The sequence below is a fragment of the Aneurinibacillus sp. Ricciae_BoGa-3 genome (genome assembly GCF_028421645.1).
Taxonomy (GTDB): Bacteria; Bacillota; Bacilli; order Aneurinibacillales; family Aneurinibacillaceae; genus Aneurinibacillus_B.
In genome coordinates this window covers 2,701,100-2,727,407 of record NZ_CP116887.1, presented here as the reverse complement: position 1 = coordinate 2,727,407, position 26,308 = coordinate 2,701,100, and the positions used below count along the sequence as shown (strand labels likewise).

General features: G+C 39.9%; 24 protein-coding genes and 6 pseudogenes. 18 read left to right on the top strand and 12 right to left on the bottom strand.

The window, feature by feature from the left end; genetic code table 11:
- Positions 1–264: 264 nt before the first annotated feature.
- Positions 265–852, top strand: a pseudogene (locus PP175_RS29990) (Mu transposase C-terminal domain-containing protein); the annotation flags it as partial.
- Positions 845–1,474, top strand: coding sequence for an ExeA family protein (locus PP175_RS13800; protein ID WP_272438925.1), 630 nt, complete (start codon positions 845–847; stop codon positions 1,472–1,474). The pseudogene PP175_RS29990 and the gene PP175_RS13800, both read left to right, overlap by 8 nt.
- 850 nt (positions 1,475–2,324) lie before the next feature.
- On the opposite strand, the gene PP175_RS13795 is transcribed toward PP175_RS13800, so the two are convergent.
- Together PP175_RS13795 and PP175_RS13790 are read right to left on the bottom strand one after the other, a co-directional pair.
- Positions 2,325–2,588, bottom strand: a complete 264-nt coding sequence (locus PP175_RS13795) for a hypothetical protein (RefSeq protein WP_272438924.1) — start codon at positions 2,586–2,588, stop codon at positions 2,325–2,327.
- 903 nt (positions 2,589–3,491) lie between these two features.
- Complete coding sequence (locus tag PP175_RS13790) at positions 3,492–3,863, bottom strand: SGNH/GDSL hydrolase family protein (protein WP_272438923.1); 372 nt, start codon at positions 3,861–3,863, stop codon at positions 3,492–3,494.
- A gap of 611 nt (positions 3,864–4,474) precedes the next feature.
- Between PP175_RS13790 and PP175_RS29985 the strand changes: the two are divergent.
- The 5 genes and pseudogenes from PP175_RS29985 (at position 4,475) to yjcZ (PP175_RS29980) (ending at position 8,101) form a co-directional block, all read left to right on the top strand.
- Positions 4,475–5,196 (top strand): annotated as a pseudogene (locus tag PP175_RS29985) (ATP-binding protein).
- Positions 5,197–5,320: 124 nt separating this feature from the next.
- Positions 5,321–5,803, top strand: a complete 483-nt coding sequence (locus PP175_RS13780) for a transposase family protein (protein WP_272438922.1) — start codon at positions 5,321–5,323, stop codon at positions 5,801–5,803.
- A complete protein-coding gene (locus tag PP175_RS13775; protein ID WP_272438921.1) occupies positions 5,763–6,392 on the top strand; it encodes a transposase in 630 nt (209 codons plus the stop codon). Before PP175_RS13780 ends, PP175_RS13775 begins: the two co-directional genes overlap by 41 nt.
- Positions 6,393–6,440: 48 nt before the next feature.
- On the top strand, positions 6,441–6,896 hold the full coding sequence (locus tag PP175_RS13770; RefSeq protein WP_272438920.1) for a transposase: 456 nt from the start codon (positions 6,441–6,443) through the stop codon (positions 6,894–6,896).
- A gap of 1,103 nt (positions 6,897–7,999) precedes the next feature.
- Positions 8,000–8,101, top strand: a complete 102-nt coding sequence (gene yjcZ, locus PP175_RS29980) for a sporulation protein YjcZ (protein WP_442870378.1) — start codon at positions 8,000–8,002, stop codon at positions 8,099–8,101.
- Positions 8,102–8,732: 631 nt separating this feature from the next.
- Here the strand turns inward: yjcZ (PP175_RS29980) and PP175_RS13765 are convergent.
- The 3 genes and pseudogenes from PP175_RS13765 to PP175_RS13755 form a co-directional block, all read right to left on the bottom strand.
- Positions 8,733–9,200 carry a transposase gene (locus PP175_RS13765; protein ID WP_272438919.1) on the bottom strand — a complete coding sequence of 156 codons (468 nt, stop codon included), beginning with the start codon at positions 9,198–9,200 and terminating at the stop codon, positions 8,733–8,735.
- A gap of 230 nt (positions 9,201–9,430) precedes the next feature.
- Positions 9,431–9,661, bottom strand: a pseudogene (locus tag PP175_RS13760) (IS110 family transposase); the annotation flags it as partial.
- 129 nt (positions 9,662–9,790) lie between these two features.
- Positions 9,791–10,931: pseudogene (locus PP175_RS13755) on the bottom strand (IS110 family transposase).
- Positions 10,932–11,162: 231 nt separating this feature from the next.
- On the opposite strand from PP175_RS13755, the pseudogene PP175_RS13750 reads away from it, so the two are divergent.
- Positions 11,163–11,541 (top strand): annotated as a pseudogene (locus tag PP175_RS13750) (transposase); the annotation flags it as partial.
- Between the two features lie 652 nt (positions 11,542–12,193).
- Here PP175_RS13750 and PP175_RS13745 read toward each other — a convergent pair.
- From PP175_RS13745 to yjcZ (PP175_RS13725), 5 genes are all read right to left on the bottom strand, one after another.
- Positions 12,194–12,415, bottom strand: coding sequence for a type II toxin-antitoxin system death-on-curing family toxin (locus tag PP175_RS13745; RefSeq protein WP_272438917.1), 222 nt, complete (start codon positions 12,413–12,415; stop codon positions 12,194–12,196).
- On the bottom strand, positions 12,412–12,540 hold the full coding sequence (locus tag PP175_RS13740) for a hypothetical protein (protein ID WP_272438916.1): 129 nt from the start codon (positions 12,538–12,540) through the stop codon (positions 12,412–12,414). Before PP175_RS13740 ends, PP175_RS13745 begins: the two co-directional genes overlap by 4 nt.
- Before the next feature lie 438 nt (positions 12,541–12,978).
- Positions 12,979–14,343, bottom strand: a complete 1,365-nt coding sequence (locus tag PP175_RS13735) for a transposase (protein ID WP_272438915.1) — start codon at positions 14,341–14,343, stop codon at positions 12,979–12,981.
- A gap of 174 nt (positions 14,344–14,517) precedes the next feature.
- The gene (locus tag PP175_RS13730) at positions 14,518–15,006 is read right to left on the bottom strand and encodes a hypothetical protein (RefSeq protein ID WP_272438914.1); all 489 of its coding nucleotides are present in this window, start codon (positions 15,004–15,006) and stop codon (positions 14,518–14,520) included.
- A 26-nt stretch (positions 15,007–15,032) separates the two neighbouring features.
- Entirely contained in the window at positions 15,033–15,122 is a 90-nt protein-coding gene (gene yjcZ, locus PP175_RS13725) for a sporulation protein YjcZ (RefSeq protein WP_272438913.1), read from the bottom strand.
- 1,865 nt (positions 15,123–16,987) lie between these two features.
- Between yjcZ (PP175_RS13725) and PP175_RS13720 the strand changes: the two genes are divergently transcribed.
- A complete protein-coding gene (locus tag PP175_RS13720) occupies positions 16,988–17,074 on the top strand; it encodes a YjcZ family sporulation protein (protein WP_272443265.1) in 87 nt (28 codons plus the stop codon).
- Between the two features lie 227 nt (positions 17,075–17,301).
- On the opposite strand, the gene PP175_RS13715 is transcribed toward PP175_RS13720, so the two are convergent.
- Positions 17,302–17,565, bottom strand: coding sequence for a hypothetical protein (locus PP175_RS13715; RefSeq protein ID WP_272438912.1), 264 nt, complete (start codon positions 17,563–17,565; stop codon positions 17,302–17,304).
- A gap of 342 nt (positions 17,566–17,907) precedes the next feature.
- Here PP175_RS13715 and PP175_RS13710 point away from each other — a divergent pair, with 342 nt between their 5' ends.
- From PP175_RS13710 to PP175_RS29970, 9 genes and pseudogenes are all read left to right on the top strand, one after another.
- On the top strand, positions 17,908–18,129 hold the full coding sequence (locus tag PP175_RS13710) for a spore germination protein (RefSeq protein WP_272438911.1): 222 nt from the start codon (positions 17,908–17,910) through the stop codon (positions 18,127–18,129).
- A gap of 50 nt (positions 18,130–18,179) precedes the next feature.
- A complete protein-coding gene (locus tag PP175_RS13705) occupies positions 18,180–18,401 on the top strand; it encodes a spore germination protein (protein WP_272438910.1) in 222 nt (73 codons plus the stop codon).
- 189 nt (positions 18,402–18,590) lie between these two features.
- Positions 18,591–18,839 (top strand): transposase, encoded by a 249-nt coding sequence (locus PP175_RS13700; RefSeq protein ID WP_272438909.1) that lies wholly within the window; start codon positions 18,591–18,593, stop codon positions 18,837–18,839.
- Positions 18,840–19,327: 488 nt separating this feature from the next.
- Complete coding sequence (locus PP175_RS29975; protein ID WP_442870377.1) at positions 19,328–19,594, top strand: IS3 family transposase; 267 nt, start codon at positions 19,328–19,330, stop codon at positions 19,592–19,594.
- A gap of 148 nt (positions 19,595–19,742) precedes the next feature.
- Positions 19,743–20,642, top strand: a complete 900-nt coding sequence (aepX, locus tag PP175_RS13695; protein WP_272438908.1) for a phosphoenolpyruvate mutase — start codon at positions 19,743–19,745, stop codon at positions 20,640–20,642.
- On the top strand, positions 20,635–21,780 hold the full coding sequence (gene aepY, locus PP175_RS13690) for a phosphonopyruvate decarboxylase (RefSeq protein ID WP_272443264.1): 1,146 nt from the start codon (positions 20,635–20,637) through the stop codon (positions 21,778–21,780). The genes aepX and aepY overlap by 8 nt, the downstream gene beginning before the upstream one ends.
- Before the next feature lie 252 nt (positions 21,781–22,032).
- Positions 22,033–22,812 carry a YheC/YheD family protein gene (locus tag PP175_RS13685; protein ID WP_272438907.1) on the top strand — a complete coding sequence of 260 codons (780 nt, stop codon included), beginning with the start codon at positions 22,033–22,035 and terminating at the stop codon, positions 22,810–22,812.
- 49 nt (positions 22,813–22,861) lie between these two features.
- Entirely contained in the window at positions 22,862–23,128 is a 267-nt protein-coding gene (locus tag PP175_RS13680) for a stage VI sporulation protein F (RefSeq protein WP_272438906.1), read from the top strand.
- A gap of 230 nt (positions 23,129–23,358) precedes the next feature.
- Positions 23,359–23,589 (top strand): annotated as a pseudogene (locus PP175_RS29970) (SPW repeat domain-containing protein); the annotation flags it as partial.
- 1,012 nt (positions 23,590–24,601) lie between these two features.
- Here the strand turns inward: PP175_RS29970 and PP175_RS13675 are convergent.
- On the bottom strand, positions 24,602–25,801 hold the full coding sequence (locus PP175_RS13675) for an oxalate decarboxylase family bicupin (RefSeq protein ID WP_272438905.1): 1,200 nt from the start codon (positions 25,799–25,801) through the stop codon (positions 24,602–24,604).
- Positions 25,802–26,308: the final 507 nt, after the last annotated feature.

Sequence of the window (26,308 nt, the reverse complement as noted above, 5' to 3'; positions counted from 1 at the left end):
GTTTTTAGGGCATTTACAGTTCATTGACTTTACATAATATTTCTTGATCTATAATTGACATGGCATATAAAGGACGGAAATAAAGTGCATTTCACGTTGGAAAAGGCTGGTTCGAAATATTTTCATCGTTTGTTTAGTCTCCATGAAGAAAAAATTATGTAAAGTAAATTGGGGTATATATCTACTAACGACGCGAGTTTTCGGCTTCAATTTTACATAACGGCCAGCTTTACATAACCTTTTTTATGTGAAGCTTCGCATAAAAAGGGTAAAGTTGAACGATTTAATAGAATCGTAGATTCTTTCCTGGGCGAAGCGGCACTCGAGAAGCCAACTACATTGGATCGGTTGAATGAACTCTTCCAAGTATGGCTCGCCGAATGTTACCAAGGAAAGCCTCATTCCGCGCTTGGTGAAAAAACAAGTCCGGAATCCGCATTCCGAAGTGACAGAAAAGCTCTTCGTTTTATTAATCCGGATGAATTGGCAAATGCTTTCCTGCATTGTGAGACACGGAAGGTAGATAAATCCGGATGCATCAGCTTTATGGACCAAAAATATGAAGTTGGACTGCCATTTATTGGCCGTCAAGTGCACGTCGTATACGATCCTTCGGATCTAGAGCAACTTACCATTGAGTTTTAGGGGCATTCCCCTTGGAAAGCGCGGAAGCTAGCCATTGGTGAAAGGGCTGGTAAACGGCCTGCATTGCCACCTGTTCTTCAAAGACAAGCAGCGGATTCGTCACGGTTATTAAAAGCAGCGGAACAGAAACACCAAGAGTGTCACATGGAACAGGCGCCTGCCGTTGCCTTCCGTGCAATATGGAAGGAGGATGACCAGGATGTTTGAAACATTTTACGGAATGGAACATACCCCTTTTTCAAGGGATGTCCCTACGGAAAAGCTGTATGATTCGCCTCCGATGCGGGAAATTTTAGGTAGGCTTAAGTATGCTGCGGAACGCCAGTTATTTGCTGTATTGACTGGCGATTGCGGTACAGGAAAAACCACCACGATTCGAAGGTTTGCAGATCGGCTGGATCGTGGGAAATTTCAAGTGCTCTATTTGTCCGATTCTAAATTAACCCCTCGTCATTTTTATAAGGGAATGTTGGAACAGTTGGGCTCTGAAGCGAAGTTTTATAGAGGGGATGCTAAACGGCAACTGCATCGGGAGATTGAGCTGATGAGGGGAATTCATGATATTCAGCCAGTCGTAGTTGTTGATGAGGCTCACCTTTTGGATCGTGAGATGCTTGAGGAAGTAAGGTTCTTACTCAACTTCAAAATGGATGCCCAAAGTCCGATGGCCCTCGTTCTTGTAGGTCAGAGCGAATTGTGGGATCGCCTGCGTCTTCAATCATTTGCGGCTATACACCAGAGAATCGACCTTCAATGCAGACTGGGGCATTACGATCGTGCACAGGTTGGTGAGTATGTGGCACGGCATCTTGAATATGCGCAGGGGTAGACCAACAAATCTTTTCTGACGGTGCATTAGATGAAATCCACCGCTATTCAGGAGGGGCCGCAAGGCTCATCAACAAGGTATGTACGCACTGTTTACTTTATGGAGCACAGAACGGAAATCGAATTATTGACGATCACATGGTCAAACGGGTGATTGAGGGAGAATTATCATGATTCTCCCTTTTTTCAAATCCCACTTGGACAATCGTTTCGTCAATTTGCGGACAACTAACGTCGTCACCTTCGGGACGATATACCACGTCATTAACAATAGACGAGTATTGGATTATCGAGAAATGGAGCAATTGGTTTTTGTTACTTAAAATGTAGTTACCATACATACTATGATTGCCTTTTATCTTTGTCGTGGACAAGTGCTCAGTAGACTCATTTTTGGATTTATATCCGATAACATAGCAAAAGCAGGATAGCGAGTAGGGTGAAGAGCACGAGGATGATAATAAATTCGCTGTTGTTAATATCGGAAGTCATGAAATCTCCCTCCCTTTTACATAAGGGATGTATGATTAAACGGGATTGAATAAATGTTAGGGTGTTTTCTGCAATATGAAGATACATAGACTTGCAAAAAAATTGCTCTGTAGCAACTTTATATGGAGTGGGGGGCATGATAGTCTTAGTTGGTGAGCCAGCCCTTGATATAGCTGACGTTTTGGCTCATTCATCATGCCCGTGGAGGCTCCATCTCAATTGCAATACTTTGTACTCGTTCTTGCAAACTCTGTTTTTTCGCTTGCAGAAAACAGTTAGGGTTCTAGGCTCCGCTCGATAGGGCAATAGAGGATGCATCATCATTGCCTGACTTTGAAATGTTCGTTTTCTTCGGAAGATTATTTAGGTCCCATTTTTTTCTTAATTTCATCCACTTGGCCCATGGTAATCCCGCTTTGTAATAGCTTAGCTATCAATGAAAGCGGCGATCCGCCGCTAGAAAAACCTTTAAATTGCTGAACGTATTTGTTAAGTTCAGCATCTGAAAAAGTTTTTCCATTTGCTTTTCCAGCAGCTTGTATAGCTTTCTTAATTGTTTTTTCATCGTTCAATTTGTCTAGTGGTATTTCCTTAACAATTTGAATAATCGTATTTATATCCATTCGGCTATTCTCCCCTTTCCTGTAAGATACTACATTTTATTGTTAATTATTTTGATATGAAACGAGGTTATCGCATATATTCTGAAAGTCACTAGCCAAATAACCGGTTAAACACAATAGGTTCACTTGGTAAAGCAAAAGGCCGCTCAAATAGAACGGCCTTTTCTTTAGGAGGGAGGTCTATGGGTTTTCAGAGATGGCATCTGTGAGATTTACGCATTATGGGTCACAACGTCTTTCGCAACCTTCAGAAATTATTACGAGTAGAACAAAAATAACAAGAATGAAGCGAATGCTTGTAAAGAACATACTACCACCTCCCATGTTCAATGGAATGAACTACACTTCATGCGATGAAGAGAAGGATAGACAATTATTTGATTATCGAAAAAAATGGGGCAATTGGTTTTTACTACTTAAAATGTAGTTGCCATACATACTATGATTGCCTTTTATCTTTGTTGTGGACAAGTGCTCAGTAGACTCATTTTTGGATTTATATCCATTAACATAACAAAAGCAGGTTAGTAAAGGGGAAGAGTACGAGGATGATAATAAATTTGCTGTTGTTAATACCGGAAGCCATATCCACTTCCTCTTTAAATAAGGGATGGATGATATTACGTGCACGGAGCAGAAGCGTTAGGGTTTATAATCTAAGTTTCTAATGGTTTCTGCTATTAATCGATGTCCATTATAGTTGTGGGATGTACCCCATCGATAAATAACAGTTTATTTTCATGATGTAAAAAGGCAGTATACACAGGGACTATCTTTGTATGGGAGTCGGCTGCTTTATGGAGAATTTGATTTAAATTTTTCACCAACTGCCGAGCTAGAGGGAACGGCAGAGGGTTATAGATTTCGATATAGCGGATGCTATAAGGTGTATTGGATATATTTTTAATGCTTTGGTCGATGGAAAAAATTTCGCTGAAAATTTTGAAGTGCAATTTTTCCTGCTTTTTTCATTTGTCCTTTTTCGTAAACACGACCTACCTGAAGTAAATCGTTTCCACCTATGGAGCATGTGATGATATCTGCCGTTTGTATGGCTTTGAAAAAGGCAGGGTCATTTCTGAGTGCTTGTAACAATTCTTGACTCGTCCAGCCTGACTTTCCAAAATTATGAAAAATCACACGTGTTTTCAGATCTTTTTGTAAAAAATTTCGATACTGGTGCGCATATCCATAGATATAAAAAGCGCCAGCCCCTGCTGTAATAGAGTCTCCTATGGCCATGTAACGAAATGGCGATAGAGGATGCATCATCATCACCTTTTACTCATTTAATCTTCTGTTGTACTTAATCTCATTCATTTGGCATTTTCTAAACAACGTTTATTAAATTACTGAATAATCAAATAACTTCATTTGTATCCACTTACTGTTCTCTCCTTTCATGAAGATAGTATATTTTACTGTTGAAAATTTTAATATGGAACGAGGTTATCGTATATATTCTGAAACAAACTGTCCTAATAAAACCTTGCAGCTTTTCTCATTGGTTAATTCGTTTGGCATTTTGATAGGAGAACATTTCATCCTTTTACAGCTAGATTATTATCTTTTTTGAATAAGGTGCAAATTTAGGTATCTTCCTGGTTGTATTAAATCTCCTTTCAGTTAACTTTTCATATACTGGAAACATAAACCTTAGAAGGGGGTTGATTTATGGTGAAACGATATTTAATTCATGTAAAAACAGATATGAAGCTGGCGCGTGAAGCATGTATGAACCGTCGCGGCGTTCAGATTTTACACTGCCACAAACATTTCCCTTTTATTGTCGCCACTATCGGAAATGTTCAATTGTTGTCTAATCATCCGGCTTTTCCCGTATTGAGGAGGATATACAAATCAGCGTACACAGGGCAATTCCCTCTGTGCAAACAGCTTCCAATGTGCCCTGGAATATTCAGGCCATTCATGAACCAGATGTTTGGCATAAATCCAGAGGTAGAGGCATCCGTGTAGGTGTATTAGACACCGGCATTGCCCGTTCCCACCCCGCCTTGCGTAGTGAAATCGCAGGTGGATATAATATCATTTCGGATAACAGAAACATTGAGGATGACAATGGCCATGGTACCCATGTATCCGGTATTATAGCCGCTAGAAAATCCGGTAACTTGTACGGCGTTTCCCCGGGTGTGCATTTATATGGCATTAAAGTAATGGACCGGAACGGAACCGGACGTATCAGCGATATTATTAGGGGAATTGAATGGGCCATCGATAATAATATACAGGTGCTCAATATGAGCCTTCTGATTCACCTGTTAAAAACACAGGAAATTAGTCGAAGGAGCCAGAGCCGTATTAAAAGAATAGTATCCTCTGATTTAGTCATAATTGATGATGTGATGTTTATGGCCATGGATCGAAACGAAGGGAATCTATTTTTTCAGCTTATGAATAAAATGTACGAGCAAACCTCTCTTGTCATTACGTCTAATAAAGGGCCGGAGGACTGGGGGGAACTGCTTGGGGATCCTGCTATCGCAACGGCCATCTAGACCGCCTCGTTCACAAGAGTGAAGTGATTCATTTGCATGGTGAAAGCTATCGCATTAAGCATCGACAAACGATATTTAGCAACCGATAAAAGTGTTCAAAGTTATTTAGCGAAAACTGTTCAAATGTACGGGTCTTACGCTCATTTGGTGAAGGTGTTATTTAAAGATTTGCGGGTAAAGTATTTGTAAATCCTTCGAAGGCGGTGACTCCGTATGTTTTCATCAATAGAGGAAGATATTATCAGATTTGAGGATACGGTTAAAATCTTAAATGAAAGTCTAACGGAGAACGAATTATTCTTTGTGCTTGAGGTCAACTCTACTTCGGCAAGCTGCCCAACCTGTGGTTCTTCTTCAAATCGGGCGCATAGTCGCTATACCCGTCATATTGATGATTTGCCGATCTCCGATCGCCATATTCATTTTCAACTCATTGTCCATAAATGGTTCTGTGATTATCCGGATTGTCCGGTTAAAGTGTTTACAGAACGTTTATCCTGGATTAAGCCTTACAAAAGAAAAACAAAACGGCTAGAAGGAGTAATAAGAAAGATTGCTTTTTCTACCAATTGTCTAACAGCTGAAAAAGTATGCCACGCGCTTCACATTCCTGTCAGCCATGACACTCTTCTGAGGCATGTAAAGAGTGAAACGAATGAATCGGTACCGTCACTGTCTCCCTTTCGTAGGCATTGATGATTTTGCTTTTAAAAAAAGAGAATCTTATGGAACTATATTTATAGATTTACAGACTAAGACACCTTTAGATCTGATTCCGACACGCACTCAGCCGGAGGTAACAAAATGGTTGAAGAAGCATCCTGAGATTAAACTGATAAGCCGGGACGGCTCTAAAACCTATGCTAAAGCTGCTTCGAATGCCTCACCCCACATGTTACAGGTGGGAGACCGTTGGCATATTCTTCATCAACTTTTTGATGCTGTGAAAAAGGAGATCTTCGCTATTGTTCCTGAAAGATGGACAACCATTTTGTCTGATTCCTTACCAACTCCCAAGGAGACATTGAATCATTCATTTCGAAAAAACGAACGAATCCGCGAGGAGAATGAACAGAAGAGATGGACACGTATCCAAAAGGTCCACTCTTTAAAAGAACAAGGCTACAAGATTACAGCGATTGTTAACCATCTAAATATTTCTCGCGGCACAGTATATGCAGACTTGAAAGTGAAGCAGAAGCCTAACCATAAACGCTCTTCTCCTTTTGATCATTTTCGTCCGTTCATTCAGTCTTTAATCCAGAAAAATCAGACGGTTGAATAAATTGAAAAAGCTTGCCGTTGTGATGGGTATCAAGGCTCAAGATCTACATTGAATACAATCATAGCTGAAGAAAGGCGACGCAACGAAACGAGTCGAACAAAAACCCTGTTTCTTCGTCAAAAAATCATAAAGGTAATCTGGGATTTTAAAAATGAGAATCATGTAAGGTGCTTTAAAAATTTACACCCTCAATTGTTAGATACCTTTTCCGGTATACTGAAGCTCGATGAACTTGTAGGATCATTTCGAGATCTTTTTAGAAAGAGAAAAACGGATGGCTTGTGCCAATGGATAAAAAAATATGCAGATTACGATTCATCTTATATTCAGTCATTTATAAATGGGTTAAAACAAGATGAGAACGCAATCTCTTTGAGTATTCAGGAACCTTGGAGCAACGGGGTAGTTGAGGGGCATATCAATCGCTTGAAAATGATCAAAAGGATGATGTATGGAAGAGCTGGTTTTCAAGTATTGAAAAATAGAGTGCTTTTTCAGTGGTAACTATAATTGTTTATTGAAAAAACAAATTTACTTTCTGCAAGAATAGGTGGAGATAAATTCCCCAAAAAAGCGTAAGACCCAAATGTACTTGACGGCTACAATTGGGTCTATACAGTTCATAATACAAATAAGATAACAGGCTTTATAACAGAAATATATGATAAAAAAGCAACGATATTTGTTACAATTCCGATTAATTATGGAGAAATTAAAGTCAGTAAAAACATAATTTTAAAATCAAGTATCTTAATGCATCCAGATGACCTACCAACCCTAATCGATTTATCTCTTTCTATAAAGGATAAAGCCTGGTGTAATAGACTCATAAACGAACGTCAACTGTGGAATCGTCGAGAAAAAATAAGAGGAATGGTATAGTGTGATGATTTGTAATGGGATACATTAAAAAACTGGAGAGGTGACGATAGTGGAATATATTATATAAGACAAGCTGGAGACGAAATTTGGTGGGCTGCTCTGAGTCCTACAGGGCCAGCAAATGCTTTTTATGGACGTTTCAATGCTCAATTTGGAAGACTTTCAGGCCGCTGGGCTGATCTTCCATGAGTTGGAACCATGGAAGATGAGGATCTTACTGTACATGTTTTGAACCCCTCTCGATTGGATAAAGTTTACTATACCGGTAGATTCCCTGCATCACATTGGTTCAGGATTAGATAAACAACAGCAAAAAGACTTCAGGGAGAGTTGAAACCCTTTTGCAATTGTTTATGAATCCCGTACCTAGGTCTAATAAAATCCGATCTGAGTCACTGTTAGATCGGATTTTTACATAAGAGAAAGGTATGGGCCGCAAACAATAAATTTACTAAAAAATGGGGAAGTGTCTTAACACTTGCTTATACCCTTCTACATAGCTTGTTATTATCCTACAAGCAGGATAAAGAGAACCAGAATCTCCCCGAAAACTCATGCCGCCACAAAAAACTCATGCCTCTCACAAAAAACCTCTTTTTACGAGGTTTTTTTGTTTTAGTGGTATGTCCATTTTAGGTTTCTCCCCAATTTTACAAAGTACAGGCATTCGTCCAATCTCGCCCGTTGTATCTACATAGTATGAATTGTAGTTCAATCAATTATCTATGGGAGGTCATACTATGGGATTCTTTCGTGAAGCAGAATTTTCGTTTATCCTGGTTCTGTTTATTCTCTTAGTAATTATTGTGTGTGCATGTGAAAACTAATTGCAATAACTAGGAGTTAAGAAAGCCCACTCCGTTCAGGTGGGCTTTCTGACGTTATCTTTAACCTGATATCCACGTTTACATAGCCGAGACATGCACCCAGAAAAAGGCGATAGCCCAGCACTTGTCCCTAGTGCTTCTGCGTACTATGAAAGTGTAATTAAACATAGTAGGTCATGATATGGGTTTTGGTTGTGAGCGAGGGGAATTTACGATCATTCTGGTCCTTTTTATCCTCCCTCTATAAAATAAGTTTTTCTCTTGAATACTCTTATTTTCTCAGTATTTCTTGCAAGTCAGCAAACGTTATAAAACCAAAAATAATAAGAAGTGGTTTTATATGGATAGAAGAAAAGGGCAAAAACGGGGTGATCGAATTTTCTTATAAAAAATGAAAATTATGGTAGCACAATGGATCTCCACAATAGCCCAGGTGGTGTACCCTCCCATGTCTCACGGGGTCCTTACGGCCCTTACATTCCTTCGTTCTACCTATCCGTGGGGTGGAGGCTGAAAAAGCTCCTTTGCAGGGTCAAATGCCCGAATGGTAAAAAATAACGTTCAGCTTCTCCGTACTTACTTTTTTACAATGATGAATGAGAAAAACTAAGTATGTTCAAGAAAAAATAGATTACGCAACGTTTATTTTAAGTGCATGTTGAGATGGATTACTCACAAGCGTAGCGTCATATGGCTGTTGTTTGCGCCCTAATGCAAAGAAAATACGAATCAATTTACAACATAAAGCAATAAGCGACTGCTTCTTACGAAGCGGGTTCACAGCTCGGGTAGTAAACTCATGGTGTAGGGCTTTAAACTGCTGGTTTTTAGCGACAAGTGGCATCACACATTTAAACAGGAGGGCACGCAGTTTCGGACGACCTTTTTTCGTAATACGGGTTCTGCCTTTATGCTTGCCTGAACTGTTTTCTTTTAAATTAAAGCCAGCTAATTTTTGAATCTGACGAGGGTGAGAGTAACCCATAAGATCCCCGACTTCCGCAAGGAAGCCTGCCCCTGTAACCAGTCCTACACCAGGGATCGTCATCATCTGAGCGGATCCAGGAATCTCTTGAATCAGACACTCGATTTGTTCCATACACGCTTCAAGCTGTTCACAAAGCAACTTGTGTTGGCTACAGAGCTTGGAGTCCTTGTCTGGCCATTCTTACTCCGGACTGAAGCCCGATAGACTTCTGAGCCACTTCAATAAGCTGAGAGGCTTTTTTATCCCAACAGCACGTTTAACCTCAACTCTCCACACTTGGACAATACCTTCTGCATCTCGCTGTACAATATCCTCTGGTAAAGGAAAATGACGAAGTGTAGATTGCGCGTTTTTCCCTCCCAATCTTTAAAGACTGTTAAAAACTCAGGGAAATAGCGATCTAGCCAGTTGTGAATTCGCCCTTTAACTTGCAATAGGTCTTTAGATAGCTGTTCTCGTATGTTCATTCCGACACGAAGTTCGGCATAGATTCCTTGCGGAATCTGGGGTTCAGAGTAACGACCATCTTTCATAAGTTGTGCAATGACACGGGCATCTTTCATATCATTTTTCTGTGAAAATCACGAAGTGATAAAGTATGATTGCACATACACATTTTGAAAGAAGACAATGCGAAACTAAGGGTGATCTTTTTTAAATTCCCTTGATTAATCACTATCTTTTTTGGAAAAGATGATCCGTTATGCCGTGGGTAACATCTCCATGTACAATGCTTGATTAGAAAGCATGAAATAAAGAATCCGCAACATCTTATGAGCTAATGCAACTAGAGCTTTTTTCTTCCCACGTTTGGAAGCCAATCGCCAAAACATTGCAGAAAACTGTGTGTTCCTTGTCTTTGAAGCCGCCCAAGCAGATTCGCAGTGAGCCGCCTTTATATGCGGGTTCCCTTTTGTGGTCCGTGTGCTTTTTTTTACCCGCACTCTCATGGTTTCCAGGCGCCACTCCTGCCCAGGAAGCTAAGTGATGTGCGGTAGGAAACTGATTCATATCTACTCCGACTTCGGCAATAACGCAAGCAGCAGTAATTTTGTTCACACCCGGAAGACTTTGGATAATTTCTACTTCTTTACGGTAAGGTTCAAGGTGTTTATCGATTTCTACATCAAGCTGACGAATGGATTCCTCAAGGAATTCAATGTGGTTCCATGAATGGCGAATCATAAACATTTGATGGGTATCAATGGTTCCAAACAAGGAGTCGGAGATCGCGTCCACTTTCTTCTTTACCTGGCCCTTTACACAAGATTCGATCTCCTGTAATTCGAGAAATCCCTGTTCAACCAGTCAGGCTAAAAGATTGCGACCTGAAACACCGAAAATGTCAGAGATCACATTGGACAATTTAATATTGGAAGTCTCTAATACTTTTTGAATCCTATTTTTCTCCGCTGTCAGGTTACCGATCCATTTTTTGCGAAGTCTTGTTAAGTCGCGCAGTTCACGGATATCGGCCGAAGGAACAAAGCTTTTTTCGATTAAGCCATGACGTAACAATTTCGCAATCCATTCGGCATCGGAGACATCGGTCTTGCGACCGGGAACATTTTTGATACGCTGTGCATTCGCGAGTGTAATATCGAAGTATCCTTCAAGGATGTTATACACTGGTTTCCAATAGATACCTGTGCTTTCCATAGCGATATGCGTCACGCCTTTTTCTTCAAGCCAACGAAGCATCTCATAAAGATTTCTTGTCATTGTAGGAAAAGAACGGACTTCCGTTTCTGGGGTTTCATCTTCTTTTCCAGCCATGACAGCTACCACAATGTTTTTTTGGTGAACATCTAAGCCTGCACAATGAGTAACAATGGCTTCCATCTATTTTACTCCTATTAGAAAATTTCAGAGGTTGTTGGAGAGACGGAACGAATGATATTTTTCTGTCCGTAATCATCCCGAAGGGATGTTAACAAAGGGCTGTGCTCCACGTCTTTCCAAACAGTTTTGGTTCCAGGGTCAAGCCACCTTAAAAAACCACGTATTCGTCAACCTCTGAGTTACTACCAGTGTAGGTGAAAAGAAGAGCCGCTAAACCTGATTTTCATGTCAGGGTTGCGGCTAAAAAACCATGAGAGTTTTGGTTATAAAACTCAAATTGCCATGAGTGAAGAAAGGATTATTACTGCCGCAACAGTTACCACCGGTGAAAAAAATGATGGAAAACAATTAGAAACACTGATTGAAAAAAGTATTAAAGCGGGGATGCAGATTGAAACTATAATCGGTGATGCTGCTTACTCTGAAAAGGGAAATATCCAATATGCTAGTGAGAATGAAATAAAATTAGTAGCTAAATGGCGCATTAAAACACAGACACGGGTATGATGTGGCAAAATCCTCGGGTCTAATTGGTATGGAATTACAAGGTGCAATGGCAATATTTACGGTCAATCTAAAAAGAATATTGAAACTAATCGATGAAGAATAGTGGCGAAATAGCCCCTTTGAATATAAAAAGACGACTTAAAATTCACATTTAGAAATTTTAAAGTCGTCTTTTTTAATGTTGCTTTTTACCGTCTTTGAAAAACCTTGGGTTTTTCAGTGCCCTCGCTCTTATGCAGGGCTTTTTTGTGATTCAATGGAGAGTGAGAGAGAAGATTGCTGTTTGTTATATAATATACTGCTAGTATGGGCTCATCTGGAATGGATGATTAGTATAGGTAGATCCTATACTTCAAGCTTTAGCATCCCAATTCATTTGCCTTTTGCGTTAATAGTCTTAATTTTTCGGCATTACGAGTATCGTATGATACCAAACACTGAACTAATGTCAAACATGCTTGCAATCTAGGTGTTCTTGAAGAAATGGGAGGGTAGATATATCCCCTTTGTTTGTACCTCCCTATAATTTTACCAAGGCATTTTCATTTCTGTATGAGCTGAGCCCACACCCGGCTTTTGTTTATTGAGAACTTTTTCGGTATGAGTGTTTTCTTAATGTCATTGAGACCTCTTTGAAAGTAATTTGTCCTACAACAAGATTTACTGTTAAATCGGACGCTTTTTCTTCATTCATCACTAAAATATAACCATTTACGAATAAGAAATATGCCATACACGCAAAAGCAGTACGTTTATTAGCTGTGAAAGACATGATTTTTAGCAATCGACTCAAACAAAGCGGTAGCTTTGTCGAAGATTTCTTTGTAAAGTGACTGACCAAACATTGTCTGTAATGGCCGATGAATAGCACTTTCAAGCAGAGATTCATCTTTTACTCCTACGATTTCACCTTTACTATAGAGCTCAATCATTTGCCTGTTAATTTCGATTGCGGTTTCTTTTGTTATATAGATCATCTATCGACCAGTTCTCTGAAGGTTTTATCATACAATCGTTTAATAACGTCGAAGGCTTCAGGATTGAACTCTTTTTCAAATTTCTCTTCTTTAATTTGCTCTTCCCTTGATTCATGCTCTTGCATGAAATTCACCTTCCTTTTCGGTATTAAAGTCAAAACGCTGGACTAACATCTGTTTATTTATACCATTATAATTCCTGGATGTATCCTAAGCAATTCACTTTATAACATCTCAGGATAATATCTCTTCAAATGTTGTTCAGGATTTAAATAGCCCCCCTGGTAATGTAGTTTTGGCCTCTAACCCATTATAAAAAACGCTATGGCTTTTATAACAAGGAATAGGCGTTACAAGATTACCAACTAAAAAGGCATTACACATTGCTGGGGTATTACCTGAATTATCCATCTAATATCACGTTATGTCTTGTTCCTACGAAGCCATAAAAACTTATTCAATAAAAATTTATATTTGAATCAATTTCATAATTGCTTTTTAAAAATCTCAATACCTACAGAATTTTTGTATTCATTTAAAAAACGACCGGAGGTCGCGTTCTGTTAAGCGGCTTTGACGCTCAATTGGGTGTTGATACGATCAACAGCTAATTTAGAAGCATTAAACAATAGGCACAGTAAATCAACATGGACTTTCGCTAATTCTCCAGAACGATATCGGATATTGTTCAGCTGAAAATATTCCTTCAAGTACGCGTTCACTCGTTCTACAGAAGTACGTTCCTTATAAAGCTCTTTCCATGACTTACTTCCACGAGCGGGAGCTGGATACCGGCGCAAATCTGCTGTTTTTTTGATTTTCATGCTCTTTTGACATAGCGTGTCGTGAACGAGCGGGCAGTCCTTACATTCCTTCGGTCTTGTATACTTTAGTGTTTCGTATTTTTTATCATAGCTGTCATAACGGTAGGAATACTCGCGGACACAGGTCGGTGCAAAATACTTATCGACACCGATAGGTGGCGCTTCGTTCCGCTTATTATAGGCAATGATACCGTCCGCTTTCATGCGATAAACCTGCTCATAAATCGGGTTGTAATCATAACCAGCGTCTGCCATCACTTTCGTGATGTTCAGAATAGGAAAACGCTCAGCTATCCCTTTTAATAGTGGAATCGCAGCTTTGGCATCGTTCATGTTTCCTGAAGAAAGCAAATGCCCTAAAATGTACTGACTTTTCGTTTCTACAGCTAAGTGAAGTTTGTAGCCATACCAAAAAACGTTTTTATTTTCGGAGTTCTTCTTAATTCCCCACCTGGGAGCGTTTGGCATTTGTTTTTGAAGCTCATCGAAGGTGTAATCCAATTGTTTTTCGATTTTCTGCTCAAAAATAGGCAGGTTGTTTTGGATTTCTTCCTGCTCTTTTTTCCAGGCTTCATAGTCTTCTTTCTTTTTGCGGCCTCGTTTTTTCGGTTCTTTGACATCGGGTTTCTTTTCCACTTCATCCTTTTGTGGAGCTTGATCTCGGGCCTCTATATGCGTAGCATCAATGGCAATATGGCTACCATCAATAAAACCTTCTTCCATCGTTTGGGAAAGAAGTTGATGGTTCATCTCGGCCAACACGTTTGAGGTTTTAATTTTTCGAATCAAACGTGAGAAAGAAGATTCAGATGGCACCCGATCGGAAAGGGAAAAACCGCAATCCAGAAGGAAAAGAACATCTTGTTTTAAACGGCGAACAAGAAGTTTTATGGTTGGGATCCCTTCTAAAATACGAGCCAGCATAGAATAAACCATTGCTGGATAGTTAAGCGACTGAGGGGCACCTTCACATGTGTTCTTTGACGTGATTTTAAGCAGTGGCATAATATTAATGCCTTCAAAAATCGCTGTGTAACGTTCGGTGGGTTCTAAATCTAACAAATCTTGCAGGGAAAACAAATGACCTTGACGAATAGAGTACATGAGGAGACCACCTTTCTCATTGAGTTGTCTGAGCAACTACTCTATTCGAGATTTGGGGAGGTACTCCTTTTTTTCATGCCCATTGAACCTTACGGTTCAAAGGATTTGAGTTATGAAATTGATTCATTTGTAAAAATCCGATCTAGGAGTGAATTAGATCGGATTTTTATTAGATTAAAAACTACTACTATCACCTTTACCCTTTAGTGCATGCGGCGGTGCATACGCTGGTGATACAGCTGTTGGCGTATAGGGTGCCATCGGTACATTTGCTGACGGTGCGTACGCCGGTGACACAGCTGTTGGTGCATAGGGTGCCATCGGTACATTTGCTGACGGTGCGTACGCCGGTGACACAGCTGTTGGTGCATAAGGTGCCATCGGTACATTTGCTGACGGTGCGTACGCCGGTGATACAGCTGTTGGTACATAGGGTGCCATCGGTACATTTGCTGACGGTGCGTACGCCGGTGACACAGCTGTTGGTGCATAAGGTGCCATCGGTGCATTTACTGGCGGTGCGTACGCCGGTGATACAGCTGTTGGTGCATACATTGGGTACATATAACCAGATTCATAATACAAGCATTTTTCCAGGTGATACACAAATTTTTCATAGTGGTACATAGATTTTGCTAAATGATGCCTATATCTTCCTTCCATGTTCATCCTCCTACTTGGTGATCACATTAATTGCCACATGCACACACGATAATGATCAACAGAATAAAGAGCACAAGAATGATCGAAAATTCCTCTCTTTCACCAAAGAAACTCATACTATCTCCTTCCATGGACAAAGATTCAATTACAATTTCATACTACGCATCTGCCTATGGACTAGTGCTAGGCGAATGCCCATAGTTTAAAAATCAAATAGATCAGGGAATACCAAAAACCCCTTTTTATTAAAAAGAGGCTTTTGGGTGGGTGGCATATCAGGTTTTTCGGTGCAATTCTTGTACTCTTTATCCTGCTCGTAGGATACTAACAAGCTATGTAGAAGGATATAAACGAGTGCTAAGGCCATTCCCTATTTTACTATTGCGAATGAATGTCCGGTACGTTTTAATAATCACACTGAACGCAACAAACCCCTTTGGATAAAAGAGGTTTGTTGGAGAAGCATGAGTTTTTTTGGTGACATAACAAGTTATGTAGAAGTGTTTCAACTGGTGTCATGGCTATTTCATAAGATTCATGTTCGACATTTCTGTTTCAATTTCGTAATTACGTGACCAGAGAGAACGGGCGGTAGCCGAAGGCATTTTGGACGGAGATATGATATTCCAGATTGCTCAGGTTAGATGTGAGCCGCCAAACGATACACGAGAATGAAATAATCATTGAAAATGGAGAGTGGCCATCGTATGAGCAAATGGTTCAATTTAAAGCAGGTATAGGTAAAGCGAGTCGCGAGTTGCTTTAGGTGAAAAATTATTACAAATAATACAGAAATTCATTTTTACTTTTTATCTATCCGTTTTTACTTTACATTTTAGACTTTTACATTCTGGACGTTTTTTGCGGAATCAAATCAGGCCGTGTTATGCTGGACGCAAGGAAGTATAAGACAAGGGTCGCTTCTCAATAGAGGGGCGGCTTTTCTTTTACCCAGTTCATCTTCAAAACCATCCCTGAGTAGAGTTCCTGTAGGGGTAAATGCTAGAATTGAATGGACTCAACTCCTTTCGGCCGTTGACTGCAGGTGGTGAGGATCGTATCGCAGGGGCTTCGGCGCTACCTAAGTAAAACGTTATTAATGACGACCAAAATTGCTTGTAAAACGAACAAATTCACAAATAAAGGACAAGAACCTAACACTTGTCCCTTATTTATGCATATCATGTTATTAATCCTTATCTCCCCAAAACAATTATTACCTGATACCATTGTTTTAGGGGGTAAGCAATCATTATTACGCCACACCCAGATCATGACTGCAAGCGGTTGAGATATTAATCTCAGGGGTATAGTATGCAATTTTCCGTGTGAAAACAAAGTGAACGGATGATATAGGTGACTTCTTACTATCTTGAAACTTGGAGGTGAAAACCCTGATAAATCTGAGTTACGCAATAGAAGTGCTGTGTAGCGATGTCGATTTACTCAGAAAACGTATTGCTATGAACTATGACGACGAGGATCACGAAAAACTAACCGTACTTTTAGAGGCGATAAGAGTGTTGAGTAATACTAATATCCAAAAATAAGGAGATAACGATGGCTAAGGCTAGCTGGACGCAGCGAATATACAAACAGGATACCTACCTGTAACACTCAACACGCATCTTGAAAACCGTGACGAATGGACGAATTTTGCAGCAGCATACGGGCAATACAGACTGTGTAAGTCAACAGGTTTGAATACACAGATTCAGATACGTGAAGTGAAGTTTGGGGCGCTTAAAGAAAGCGAAATAGAACATTGGTGGAGGTCAAGTGGTGAAACCAACATACCGACGACTAGGCGTGGTTTAACCACACTATGTGAGATGGAAGATAGTGGGGGTTCACTCCACTAATTTCACTCTGAATAAGAGGCTATTCCATTTTAATGCTCATGATATTCGTCTAACACTCGTCCATAATCATGTGCGTACTATGAATTGTAATTTAATCATAGGTACTGGGAGGGGATAATATGGATGGATTTTTCAGAGAAGGGGAATTTGCGTTCATTCTTGTGCTTTTTATCCTGTTAGTTATTATTGCGTGTGCATGTAACTAATGGAAGCAAGTTATGGATAAAGAAGCCTAGCTCATTTGAGCTGGGCTTCTGTCCCAATACTGGTTCTCTTATTTATATAAGAGAAGTGTTCATCAAAGTTTTATGAGATACATAACTTAACACCATTAATACGTTTCTCCTAGCTTCTTATTATCCTACCAAATGGATAAACAGTACCATAATTATATCTGAATAGAAAAGTATCAAGGTGAATCGGTAAGTTTATTTTAACTTTGCTCTAGCTCCCTGAAGCCTCCACGTTTCCACCATGACTCTACAATTTGCCATGCTGTTACAAAGTTATATCCCTTCCCCATTAAATAGCTTATAGCTACTGCTTGTTGTAGCGCATGTTGATAGGAAATTACTTTTGCTTCTTTTAAGCCGTGGTGAACAACAGGTGCAGTTACTCCCAAGGTCTCTTGTTCTAAATATGGATGACTATGATACCCATGAGGATATGAATACGCAGTATAAGGATATTGATGCATAAAACACACTCCTTTTTTATAGTTTTGGCCCATCATTCCCTACAGAATATGCTTGGAAGACATGTATGTTCGCCCAAAAAATGTATTTCCGAGAACTAAACACTGTGAAGGTATGATAACATGCAGAATGTAAACAAGGCAGCTCTCCAATGAGTAGAGAACTGCCTTGTTTTTTGAATCGAGAAAATTGGGTTACTATTTAATTTAGATTTGAACCCTGAATTATAGCTAATCACTCTGTCTAAATTAAAAAAAGTCAAATTTTAAAACTGAATTACAAACTTCTGAGGGAATGTCATCATAGTATACAATTATTAAATCCAGTTAGAAAGGGTGATGTCTATGTCTACAATCATTGGAGGTATAAATATAGGAACCATCGATAACGGTTCATCAATTATTACGAAAAAAACTGTTCTTATTTCTCCCAAAGCCTCTTCAACTTCGAATTCGGGTTCAGGTTTCGGTAATACGGCTAATTTTATGAAGAACTTTAATGAAACCAGTTCAACAAATACTAAACGACCCCATATTGCTGATCAGAATATTGCAGAGGTACTGTAATAAAATTTAAGAAGTAAGATAACGCAATAACCTTATAAGGGGTGATGTCTATGTCTTTATTCGTTGGATTTCTAAATATATTAACCATGGACCATGGTTCATTCATAACATTGGAAGAATCCCTTATTATTTCTCCCAAAAGTAGTTCAAGAACAAATTCGGGTTCAGGTTCCGGTAATACGGCTAATTTTATGGAAAACTTTAATGGTGTTAGTTCAACAAATACTTTCGAGCCCCATGTTGTCGATCAAAATATTGCAAGTATAGTGTAACAAAAATAAGAAGTGGAAAATAACATCCGATAACATTTAGAATGTAAGTAAAGAAAGCCCACCGGTTTGATATTATCCCCTTTAGGTAGACAGTGAAAAGAAGACTTTTACTGTAGTACTTGGAGGGGATTTTTCTATGAGAGAAAAGCGCAAAACGTGTTCAGCTGATTTAAATAAAACGTAGTTCAAATGTATCTGGAGGGGGAGATGGGATACCATGCCATTTCGGATGAGCTACGGATCAGTTCTTCCGTCATTCGGCGTTGGGTTCGCCACTACAAAAATGAGGGGACAATGGGACTTGAAGAAAAACGAGGCAAAACGAAAGGTCTGCACAGAGGGCGTCCTCGAAAAAATCCATTAAGCTTAGAAGAGGAAAACCAACGTTTACGAGCAGAGGTGGAACACTTAAAAAAGCTATGGGAATTAAAAAGGTGAAATCAGTACGGAGTCAGGCACAGGCATACACCGTCATTGAGAAACTGTCCTTTCGCTATCCGATTTCCCTGTTGTGTTCCACTCTCGAGTGTCATGTGGTGGATATTATAAGTGGAAAAGAAGACAAACATCTTTAACCGCCTGGGCTATCGCTGTTCAGGATCCCAAAGAGAAAATCTTGCAGGGCTATCATCAAGTAAAAGGGGTTTACGGCTATCTACGTATGACTACATGGCTTCGAAAAACATATGGAATGAGACTGATGGTGAATTGAAAACGGGTATACCGTCTTATCAGAGAATTAGGCATTCAGGCGAAAATTCGCAAAAAATGGCGTTATTTCGGGAAGAAAGAGGTCTATAACGTATCCGAACCAATTTAATCGGGACTTTACAGCCTCGCAGTAAAACATCGCTCCAGCCAGGGGTCTTCCTCCACAGTGATCAAGGGTTTCAATATACCTCACGCCGTTACCATGACCGCCAAGTATGTCTCGTAAGGGAAACTGCTTAGACAATGCCTGTATTGAAAGCTTTATCGGACATCTAAAAGCGGAATTGTTTGACTTCAAAGAACTCTCCTCCTCTCATAAAGTAAAAGAAGCAATTGACAAGTACATACATTTTTCTAATCATGAACGTATTCAGACAAAATTAAACAGCCTCAGTCCTATCGAATTTCGACTCAGGCTGCATAAGCAGGCTTTTTTAAATACTGTCTACTTGACGGGAGTAAGATCAAGCAGACATGTCTGAGGTCTTTTTTTATGGTTTTTTAAAGGAGAAGAATGTGCAGTTCTGCTTAGGATATCGCATAAATTACGTTCATTTGGGACGCTTTAAAACAAATGTTCATAAGCTATGACTAAACCATTTATTCAACTTTAAAGGAAAGGAATCTTATATGGAAAAAACATCCAAATTAAAGAATTTAATTTATTCGTCAAGCTTAGATTTTTTGATGGAAGCCCACAATGGATTGGCTGCCAAAATTGTGGAAGAGACAGGTTTTAAAGGGATTTGGGCGAGCGGTTTATCCATATCCGCAGCCATGGGAGTACGAGATAACAATGAAGCTTCCTGGACACAAGTGCTGGACGTATTGGAATTCATGAGTGATGCCACATCCATTCCGATATTGCTTGATGGCGATACCGGTTACGGGAATTTCAACAATGCACGTCGATTGGTGAAGAAACTCGAACAAAGAAACATCGCAGGCGTCTGTATCGAAGATAAGCTGTTTCCGAAAACAAATTCATTTATTGCAGGCGATAAACAACCGCTTGCCGATATTGATGAGTTCTGCGGAAAAATTAAGGCCATGAAAGATACACAATGTGATGAAAATTTCATGGTGATTTCGAGGGTGGAAGCATTTATTACAGGTTGGGGGTTGAAAGAGGCGCTACGGCGGGCGGAAGCTTATCGGAAAGCGGGAACGGATGCCATTCTTATACACAGCAAAAGAACGGATATAGCCGAAATAGAGTCGTTTATGAAAGAATGGGCGGGAAGGCTCCCAATAGTAATCGTTCCTACAAAATATTATGCTACACCGACAGAAAAATTCCGCCAATTGGGGGCTAACGTTGTAATCTGGGCTAATCATAATTTAAGATCGTCAATCATAGCCATGCAAAAAATATCGAGACAAATTTTTAATGAACAAACTCTTAGTGGTGTGGAAAGTACTATCGCAACGATTAACGAAGTATTCAGACTTCAAGATGCTGCAGAGTTGAAAGAAGCGGAGAAAAGATATTTACCTCAGGGGAAAGATTCGGATGCAGCGTATGATTAATATCCAATTATTTGGAAATAATTTACAAAAAATCGGTTATACATTTTATACCGGGGTTCCGTGTTCCTTCTTGAAAAGCCTTATTAATTACGCCGTTAATAAGTGTGAATATGTGGGGGCTGCCAATGAAGGCGATGCGGTAGCGATTGCATCCGGAGCGATGATCGGGGGGAGGAAGTCCGTCGTTTTAATGCAAAACTCAGGTTTATCGAATGCAGTATCACCCTTAGTATCGCTAAACTACCCGTTTCAGATCCCTTTACTCGGTTTTGTCAGTCTAAGAGGAGAGCCGGGTTTGTCTGATGAGCCACAGCATGAATTAATGGGAAATATGACAACTAAGCTTTTGGATCTCATGCAGATTGAGTGGCGGTATCTGGCCAGTGACAATAATGAAGTCCAAAGCCAACTATTACTTGCCAATTCGTACATTGAACGAAATAAGCCATTTTTCTTCGTTGTACGAAAAGGAACATTTTCCGAAGAGCCCCTACGTACTGAACTAAGTTCTCCTAATTTCACTCCATTTAAAGTAAATAAAAATAAGCCTGATGAAAAGCCCTCCCGATATGAAGCATTGACCCTCATAAATGCGTTGAAGAATGAAAAAACTGTTCAAATCGCTACAACCGGAAAGACAGGCCGTGAATTGTATCAAATAGAAGATCATAACGCTAATTTATATATGGTAGGTTCAATGGGTTGTGCCAGTTCACTTGGCCTTGGAATGGCATTGACCCGAAAAAACATGGACTTCATCGTTATAGATGGAGACGGTTCTTTACTCATGCGCATGGGAAGTTTAGCTACAAATGGCTTTTACAAACCACCTAATATGCTTCATATTGTACTGGATAACAACACATATGATTCAACAGGCGGACAAAGCACCGTTTCAGACAATGTGAACTTTGTTCAGATTGCGGCGGCAAGCGGCTATACAAAATCAATTTATATTCATAACTTGGAAGAGCTAAAGGCTTCCATCCAAGAATGGAAAGAAGCGAAACAATTAACGCTTCTCTATATGAAGATATCACAAGGTTCTAAAAAAGGGATTGGACGCCCCCAAATAAAACCCTGTGAAGTAAAGGAACGGTTGCAGCGATATATTAACAATCCTACATCATCGATGTAGGATGGCTGGTCCTTATGCGGACGATAAAGTGAAATATTTTTGCTTATCCCTGACCGGAATTGCAAAAATGGGAGACATAACCTCTATAGATATTGAATCTTTGATGGATGAACGTTTTACCTATCACTCCGATAAATAGTGAGTAATGGTTGTGAGTGGAATTCCGTCTTTTTTTTGCACCTGAACTTGTCAATTTAAATATAAGGTATAGAAGCTTTAATTCGTTATTATTGTAATCTCGGAATTGATTGGGTGATTGATAAAACGATGAACAAATTGGAAAAATTTAATGTTTTGAAAGAAGATAAACGGGTGAATTCCTTTGTACCGGAGACCCGATTTATGGCAGAGGAACACCTGTGGGAGTTACTCAAAAAATATGGTGCAGTCATTCTTAAACCAATAGAAGGCAGTGGCGGTCGTGGTATCATTACCGTCTCTTCCGAAGCAAACGAAAACGAAGCTTTTAGGGTTCAAGTTAAATTGATAAAACAGGTCGTAACAAGTAAAGACCTTTATTCGTATTTAACCAGGGAAATTTTAGGGGATTTTGTTTCGTACTTTTCTCGTGGTCGAGTAAGTCAAATTCTATCCGAAACGTATATTGTTCAACATCAGATTCCTTTAGCAGAAATAGATAATCGCCCCTTTGACATCAGAGTCATGGTACAACGTAAAAACGATTCTCCATGGAAAGTGACAGGGAAGCTAGCAAAATTAGCAAGCTTAGGGTATGCATTAACCAATATAAACCTTGGCGCAACTATACTCGCGATTCAAACCGCTCTCCAACGTTCCTCCTTAAAGCATCTCTCACCTGAATCGATTCTATCCCAGTTAGACCAATTAGCATTATGGGCAGCAGATCAGCTTCATCGCCAAGATCCGAATATTAAAGTGATTGGGTTTGATATGTGTTTGGATACCAATGGGAAAGTGTGGATCCTTGAAGCCAATTTCACACCCCATGCTTATATATTTCTTGAATTAGAAGATAAAACAATGTACGAGACTATACAAGAATACAAATAAAGGTGCGGGTATCGTACCTGACCTTACATTAAAAGGAGAGAAAGTAAACATGGATATAGACATGATTATTAAACTAATTAATAGTGTGCCGGAAGAAAGCTTGAACGACGATGAAACCATAAAAACATTAATTAATCTTGTTGCAAAACAAACAGGCAAAACGTTTACGGATGACCAATTAAACCAGTTTGTGCAACAGTTCAGGGAATTTGCTCAAGAAGAATCTTCCGAATCAACGATTTCTAGGTTATTGTACCTCGGAGGAAGTCCAGATCAAATCGATGAAATCAAGAAAAAATTTGATGCTGATAATTGAATCTGATCTGTTTATTTACAGATCGAAGTTTTATTCCTTATCTACACATAAGCTTGGTAATTTGTGATCATCTAGCAATTTAGAACGTCTTTAATGACTTCTTAAAAATTTATAAATAAGTAGGTGCAATCATGAAAACAAGGAGTACGGTGAATGCTTTAATAGGTGTGTGGTTTATTATCGCACCTTGGATTGTGGGTTTTTCGGATAATTCCTGAGCAGTTTGGTCAAATGTGATTTTCGGGCTCATTCAGCTGGTTGTATCATTTTGGGGTTACGACAAACTTGGTTGGTGCGTCTGGCAAAACTGGGTTTCAGCCATTACTGGGGTTTTGTTTGTCATTTTCCCATTTGCATTTACATCAACAAATGGTGAGGTTTGGTCAAGTGTAATTCTCGGCTTGATCACTATTATATTTAGTTTTTGGAATTTGGGATCCAAATCAAAAACTGCAAATTAAGTTTTTACTTAGCTCGGCTAACATATTTTAATTGACTGGCCTTTTCGTTTAAGTTTTTAGCACGATTTATGTTTCGGCACCTCAAAACGTAATTCGTTATGCTATGTAATTTTACACTTTCCTTATTAAAAATAGCAGCTCTTATCAATTAATTTCCATAACCATATAAGATAATGCAAGGAGGATAAAGAAACTAGAATAATCCTTACTTCCTCTCTTTCATGAAAAAACCTCATTCTATCGTCTAGCCTTTATCCGCAAAATTATATTTTACACTTTTTCATCATGACTACATTCCTCATGTTCTCTCTTTTTTCTGCTTTTGTAAGTTAACAAATTAGCATTCCCTATCTATATCATTTTCGTTTCAACATAGAATGGGTATTAAAGACGTCAGTATAAAAGGGAAGGAGGTGTTTTATCATAAAACCAAAGTACAATCAAAACCGGAGAAGACAACAGCCTATCATCAACCAGCAATTATCAGAAATTAAGAATACGCTGCATAAGATAGAGAACCATGTTAGGGAGGAAAACGGTAATAGGGAAAAACTTGAAAAAATCCTACAGGAATTACAAACCCATTTTATTGAGATAAAGAATAATAGAGAAAAACTTGAAAAAATCCTGGAAGAATTAGCGGAGGTTAAACAGCATCTAACCGAAAAAAACAGTAGACAGTCCAGGAAGCGGCGTAATAAGGGGGATACAGACGGTGTTGAAAATCCCCCGGCTGCAGACCTGAAAAGGAAAAAAGCACCTGATATAAGCAGTAAGGGTTCCCTTTCAGACTTAATCCCAAGTAGCAATGGTAAGAAAAATGGATTTCTAGAAAATTTACTTGGCAATGTGGATCCGAGCCAAATCTTAAATATTTTGAAAAACCCAATGGTGCAATCTATGCTTAAAAACATATTCTAGAAACACAAAACATCATTTTAAAAAAGATAACTCATCCGAGAAGTTTTCAACAGAAATAGGCACACTCAGCGTTTAAAGTAACTGAGTGGGTCTAACAACTGCCTGGATATCCTGTAGTGCCCGGGTATTTGACGACAGACCATTTTTCCTTCCGCAGTGCATTTATCAGTTGTGGTCCTACATGCAAGTTGTCGTGTACGAGTTCTGGAGGAGTCAGCGCCATCCACTGGTTCAGGGACACATCCTCAAAGCGGTCACTCTTGAACATCTCTAGAAACCATAGGCTTTCATTACCGGTGTTCTGGATGTAGTGCCCGAAGGCGAAGGGTACATATCCTACATCACCGGCACGGTAATCGAAAGTGCGGGCAGTGCCATTGGCAGCAAAAACCGTCATGCGCCCCGTTCCTGAGATGTAATACTGCCATTCATCGTTATTTGGGTGCCAATGCATTTCTCTCATTGCACCCGGCTTCAGTTCCACCAGCGCTGCCGCAATTTTAGTTGAAATGGGGAAGTTGGTGGAATCGACTATGCGCACGGTTCCCCCCGGAGTTACAATCGGCTTCTGCTCAAGCAGCCGGTGTGTAAAGGCCTTTGGTACAGTACCGTAAGGATCAGGTACCTTCTGACTTTCTAGGGGTCCAGGCACCTTTGCTTGGAAAATGTATCGCTGTTTTTTCGGTATGTGGGCAAAGGCGCTTTTCGGTACACCGAAATTCGCCGTCAGCACGTCCTTTGGTGTATGTGCGAACCAATCGGAGATGGACAGAGTATTAAGGTCGGAGAAATGTCCATCGTCAAAGACGAGCAAAAACTCGCAGACTTCCTCCAGGCCTTGAATCGAGTGTGGAATTCCGGGGGGAAAGTACCACAAGTCTCCCGGTCCTACATCAGCCATGAAGTTTCGCCCGTCCTGGTCGACCGCGGTGATGCGTGCCCTGCCCACTAGCATGATAGCCCATTCTACTTGCTGATGCCAATGTAACTCTCGTACGCCGCCCGGCGTCAGACTCATGTTGACACCTGCAAGAGTGGTTGCTATCGGCAGTTGTCTAACCGTCACTTCCCTTGACCAGCCACCCTGATTTAACTGCATATAGGTGTCGGAGAATGAGAACTTTAAGTTGGGGATCGTTCCGGCATCGGTGACCGGCGGAACCAGCATATCGGGGTTCTCAAGGTCCCTCATGACGTCCCGCGGACCGAAATCGGGCGCGCCGGCACCATCATTCCTTATCGGCTGCGGCACATACCCGTACCCCGCTTGATTCCATGGTACGTTTTCCATCGAATACTCTCCTCTTTTTCGGATAAATCAGCAATATATGATCTTTAGTAACTTATGACGTAGGCTTCTTCTATGTGTCACTGTACCTGTAGATGACGAAGCAGCCCTGTTATTGCAAGTAAAGATCCTCAATAGTTCAAGAACTAAAACCAGATACTTCTATTTGGTTGATGTTGGAACTTTATACCCCGTTATACAAATTGCATTTTAAATTAAGGGTTTCTCGACAAACTGAAGGCGACCGTTATGGTCGCCTTATTATCTTTCATTAGTTGATAGAGCTTTATCATTTGCTCACATAGATATTGCCTCATTCATCCACCCATATCAGCCATTTGAGTAGCGGATCCATCACCATAAGGATCAGGGGCATAATGGGCAACACCCCCAAAAATCAAGGTTGTTTTTTGCCCTTTTGTAGATGATTCTGTCACCAAAACTGGAAAAAATGATTCAAAACACACAGATGTGAACAACAAGAATAAGTGAGAATTAAAATGATAAAGT

Excerpts from the sequence above, each read along its gene's own strand:
- PP175_RS13775 (WP_272438921.1), top strand. The coding sequence starts at position 5,763 with ATGAATCGGTACCGTCACTGTCTCCCTTTCGTAGGCATTGATGATTTT.
- PP175_RS13795 (WP_272438924.1), bottom strand. The coding sequence starts at position 2,588 with ATGGATATAAATACGATTATTCAAATTGTTAAGGAAATACCACTAGAC.
- PP175_RS13730 (WP_272438914.1), bottom strand. The coding sequence starts at position 15,006 with ATGGAAGGAAGATATAGGCATCATTTAGCAAAATCTATGTACCACTAT.
- yjcZ (WP_272438913.1), bottom strand. The coding sequence starts at position 15,122 with ATGAGTTTCTTTGGTGAAAGAGAGGAATTTTCGATCATTCTTGTGCTC.
- aepX (WP_272438908.1), top strand. The coding sequence starts at position 19,743 with ATGGAAAAAACATCCAAATTAAAGAATTTAATTTATTCGTCAAGCTTA.
- PP175_RS13780 (WP_272438922.1), top strand. The coding sequence starts at position 5,321 with ATGTTTTCATCAATAGAGGAAGATATTATCAGATTTGAGGATACGGTT.
- PP175_RS13790 (WP_272438923.1), bottom strand. The coding sequence starts at position 3,863 with ATGATGATGCATCCTCTATCGCCATTTCGTTACATGGCCATAGGAGAC.
- PP175_RS13705 (WP_272438910.1), top strand. The coding sequence starts at position 18,180 with ATGTCTTTATTCGTTGGATTTCTAAATATATTAACCATGGACCATGGT.
- PP175_RS13720 (WP_272443265.1), top strand. The coding sequence starts at position 16,988 with ATGGATGGATTTTTCAGAGAAGGGGAATTTGCGTTCATTCTTGTGCTT.
- PP175_RS13740 (WP_272438916.1), bottom strand. The coding sequence starts at position 12,540 with ATGCAAGAGCATGAATCAAGGGAAGAGCAAATTAAAGAAGAGAAATTT.
- aepY (WP_272443264.1), top strand. The coding sequence starts at position 20,635 with ATGATTAATATCCAATTATTTGGAAATAATTTACAAAAAATCGGTTAT.
- PP175_RS29975 (WP_442870377.1), top strand. The coding sequence starts at position 19,328 with ATGTCTCGTAAGGGAAACTGCTTAGACAATGCCTGTATTGAAAGCTTT.
- PP175_RS13800 (WP_272438925.1), top strand. The coding sequence starts at position 845 with ATGTTTGAAACATTTTACGGAATGGAACATACCCCTTTTTCAAGGGAT.
- PP175_RS13675 (WP_272438905.1), bottom strand. The coding sequence starts at position 25,801 with ATGGAAAACGTACCATGGAATCAAGCGGGGTACGGGTATGTGCCGCAG.
- PP175_RS13710 (WP_272438911.1), top strand. The coding sequence starts at position 17,908 with ATGTCTACAATCATTGGAGGTATAAATATAGGAACCATCGATAACGGT.
- PP175_RS13680 (WP_272438906.1), top strand. The coding sequence starts at position 22,862 with ATGGATATAGACATGATTATTAAACTAATTAATAGTGTGCCGGAAGAA.
- PP175_RS13715 (WP_272438912.1), bottom strand. The coding sequence starts at position 17,565 with ATGCATCAATATCCTTATACTGCGTATTCATATCCTCATGGGTATCAT.
- yjcZ (WP_442870378.1), top strand. The coding sequence starts at position 8,000 with ATGGGAGGTCATACTATGGGATTCTTTCGTGAAGCAGAATTTTCGTTT.
- PP175_RS13735 (WP_272438915.1), bottom strand. The coding sequence starts at position 14,343 with ATGTACTCTATTCGTCAAGGTCATTTGTTTTCCCTGCAAGATTTGTTA.
- PP175_RS13745 (WP_272438917.1), bottom strand. The coding sequence starts at position 12,415 with ATGATCTATATAACAAAAGAAACCGCAATCGAAATTAACAGGCAAATG.
- PP175_RS13765 (WP_272438919.1), bottom strand. The coding sequence starts at position 9,200 with ATGGAACAAATCGAGTGTCTGATTCAAGAGATTCCTGGATCCGCTCAG.
- PP175_RS13700 (WP_272438909.1), top strand. The coding sequence starts at position 18,591 with ATGTATCTGGAGGGGGAGATGGGATACCATGCCATTTCGGATGAGCTA.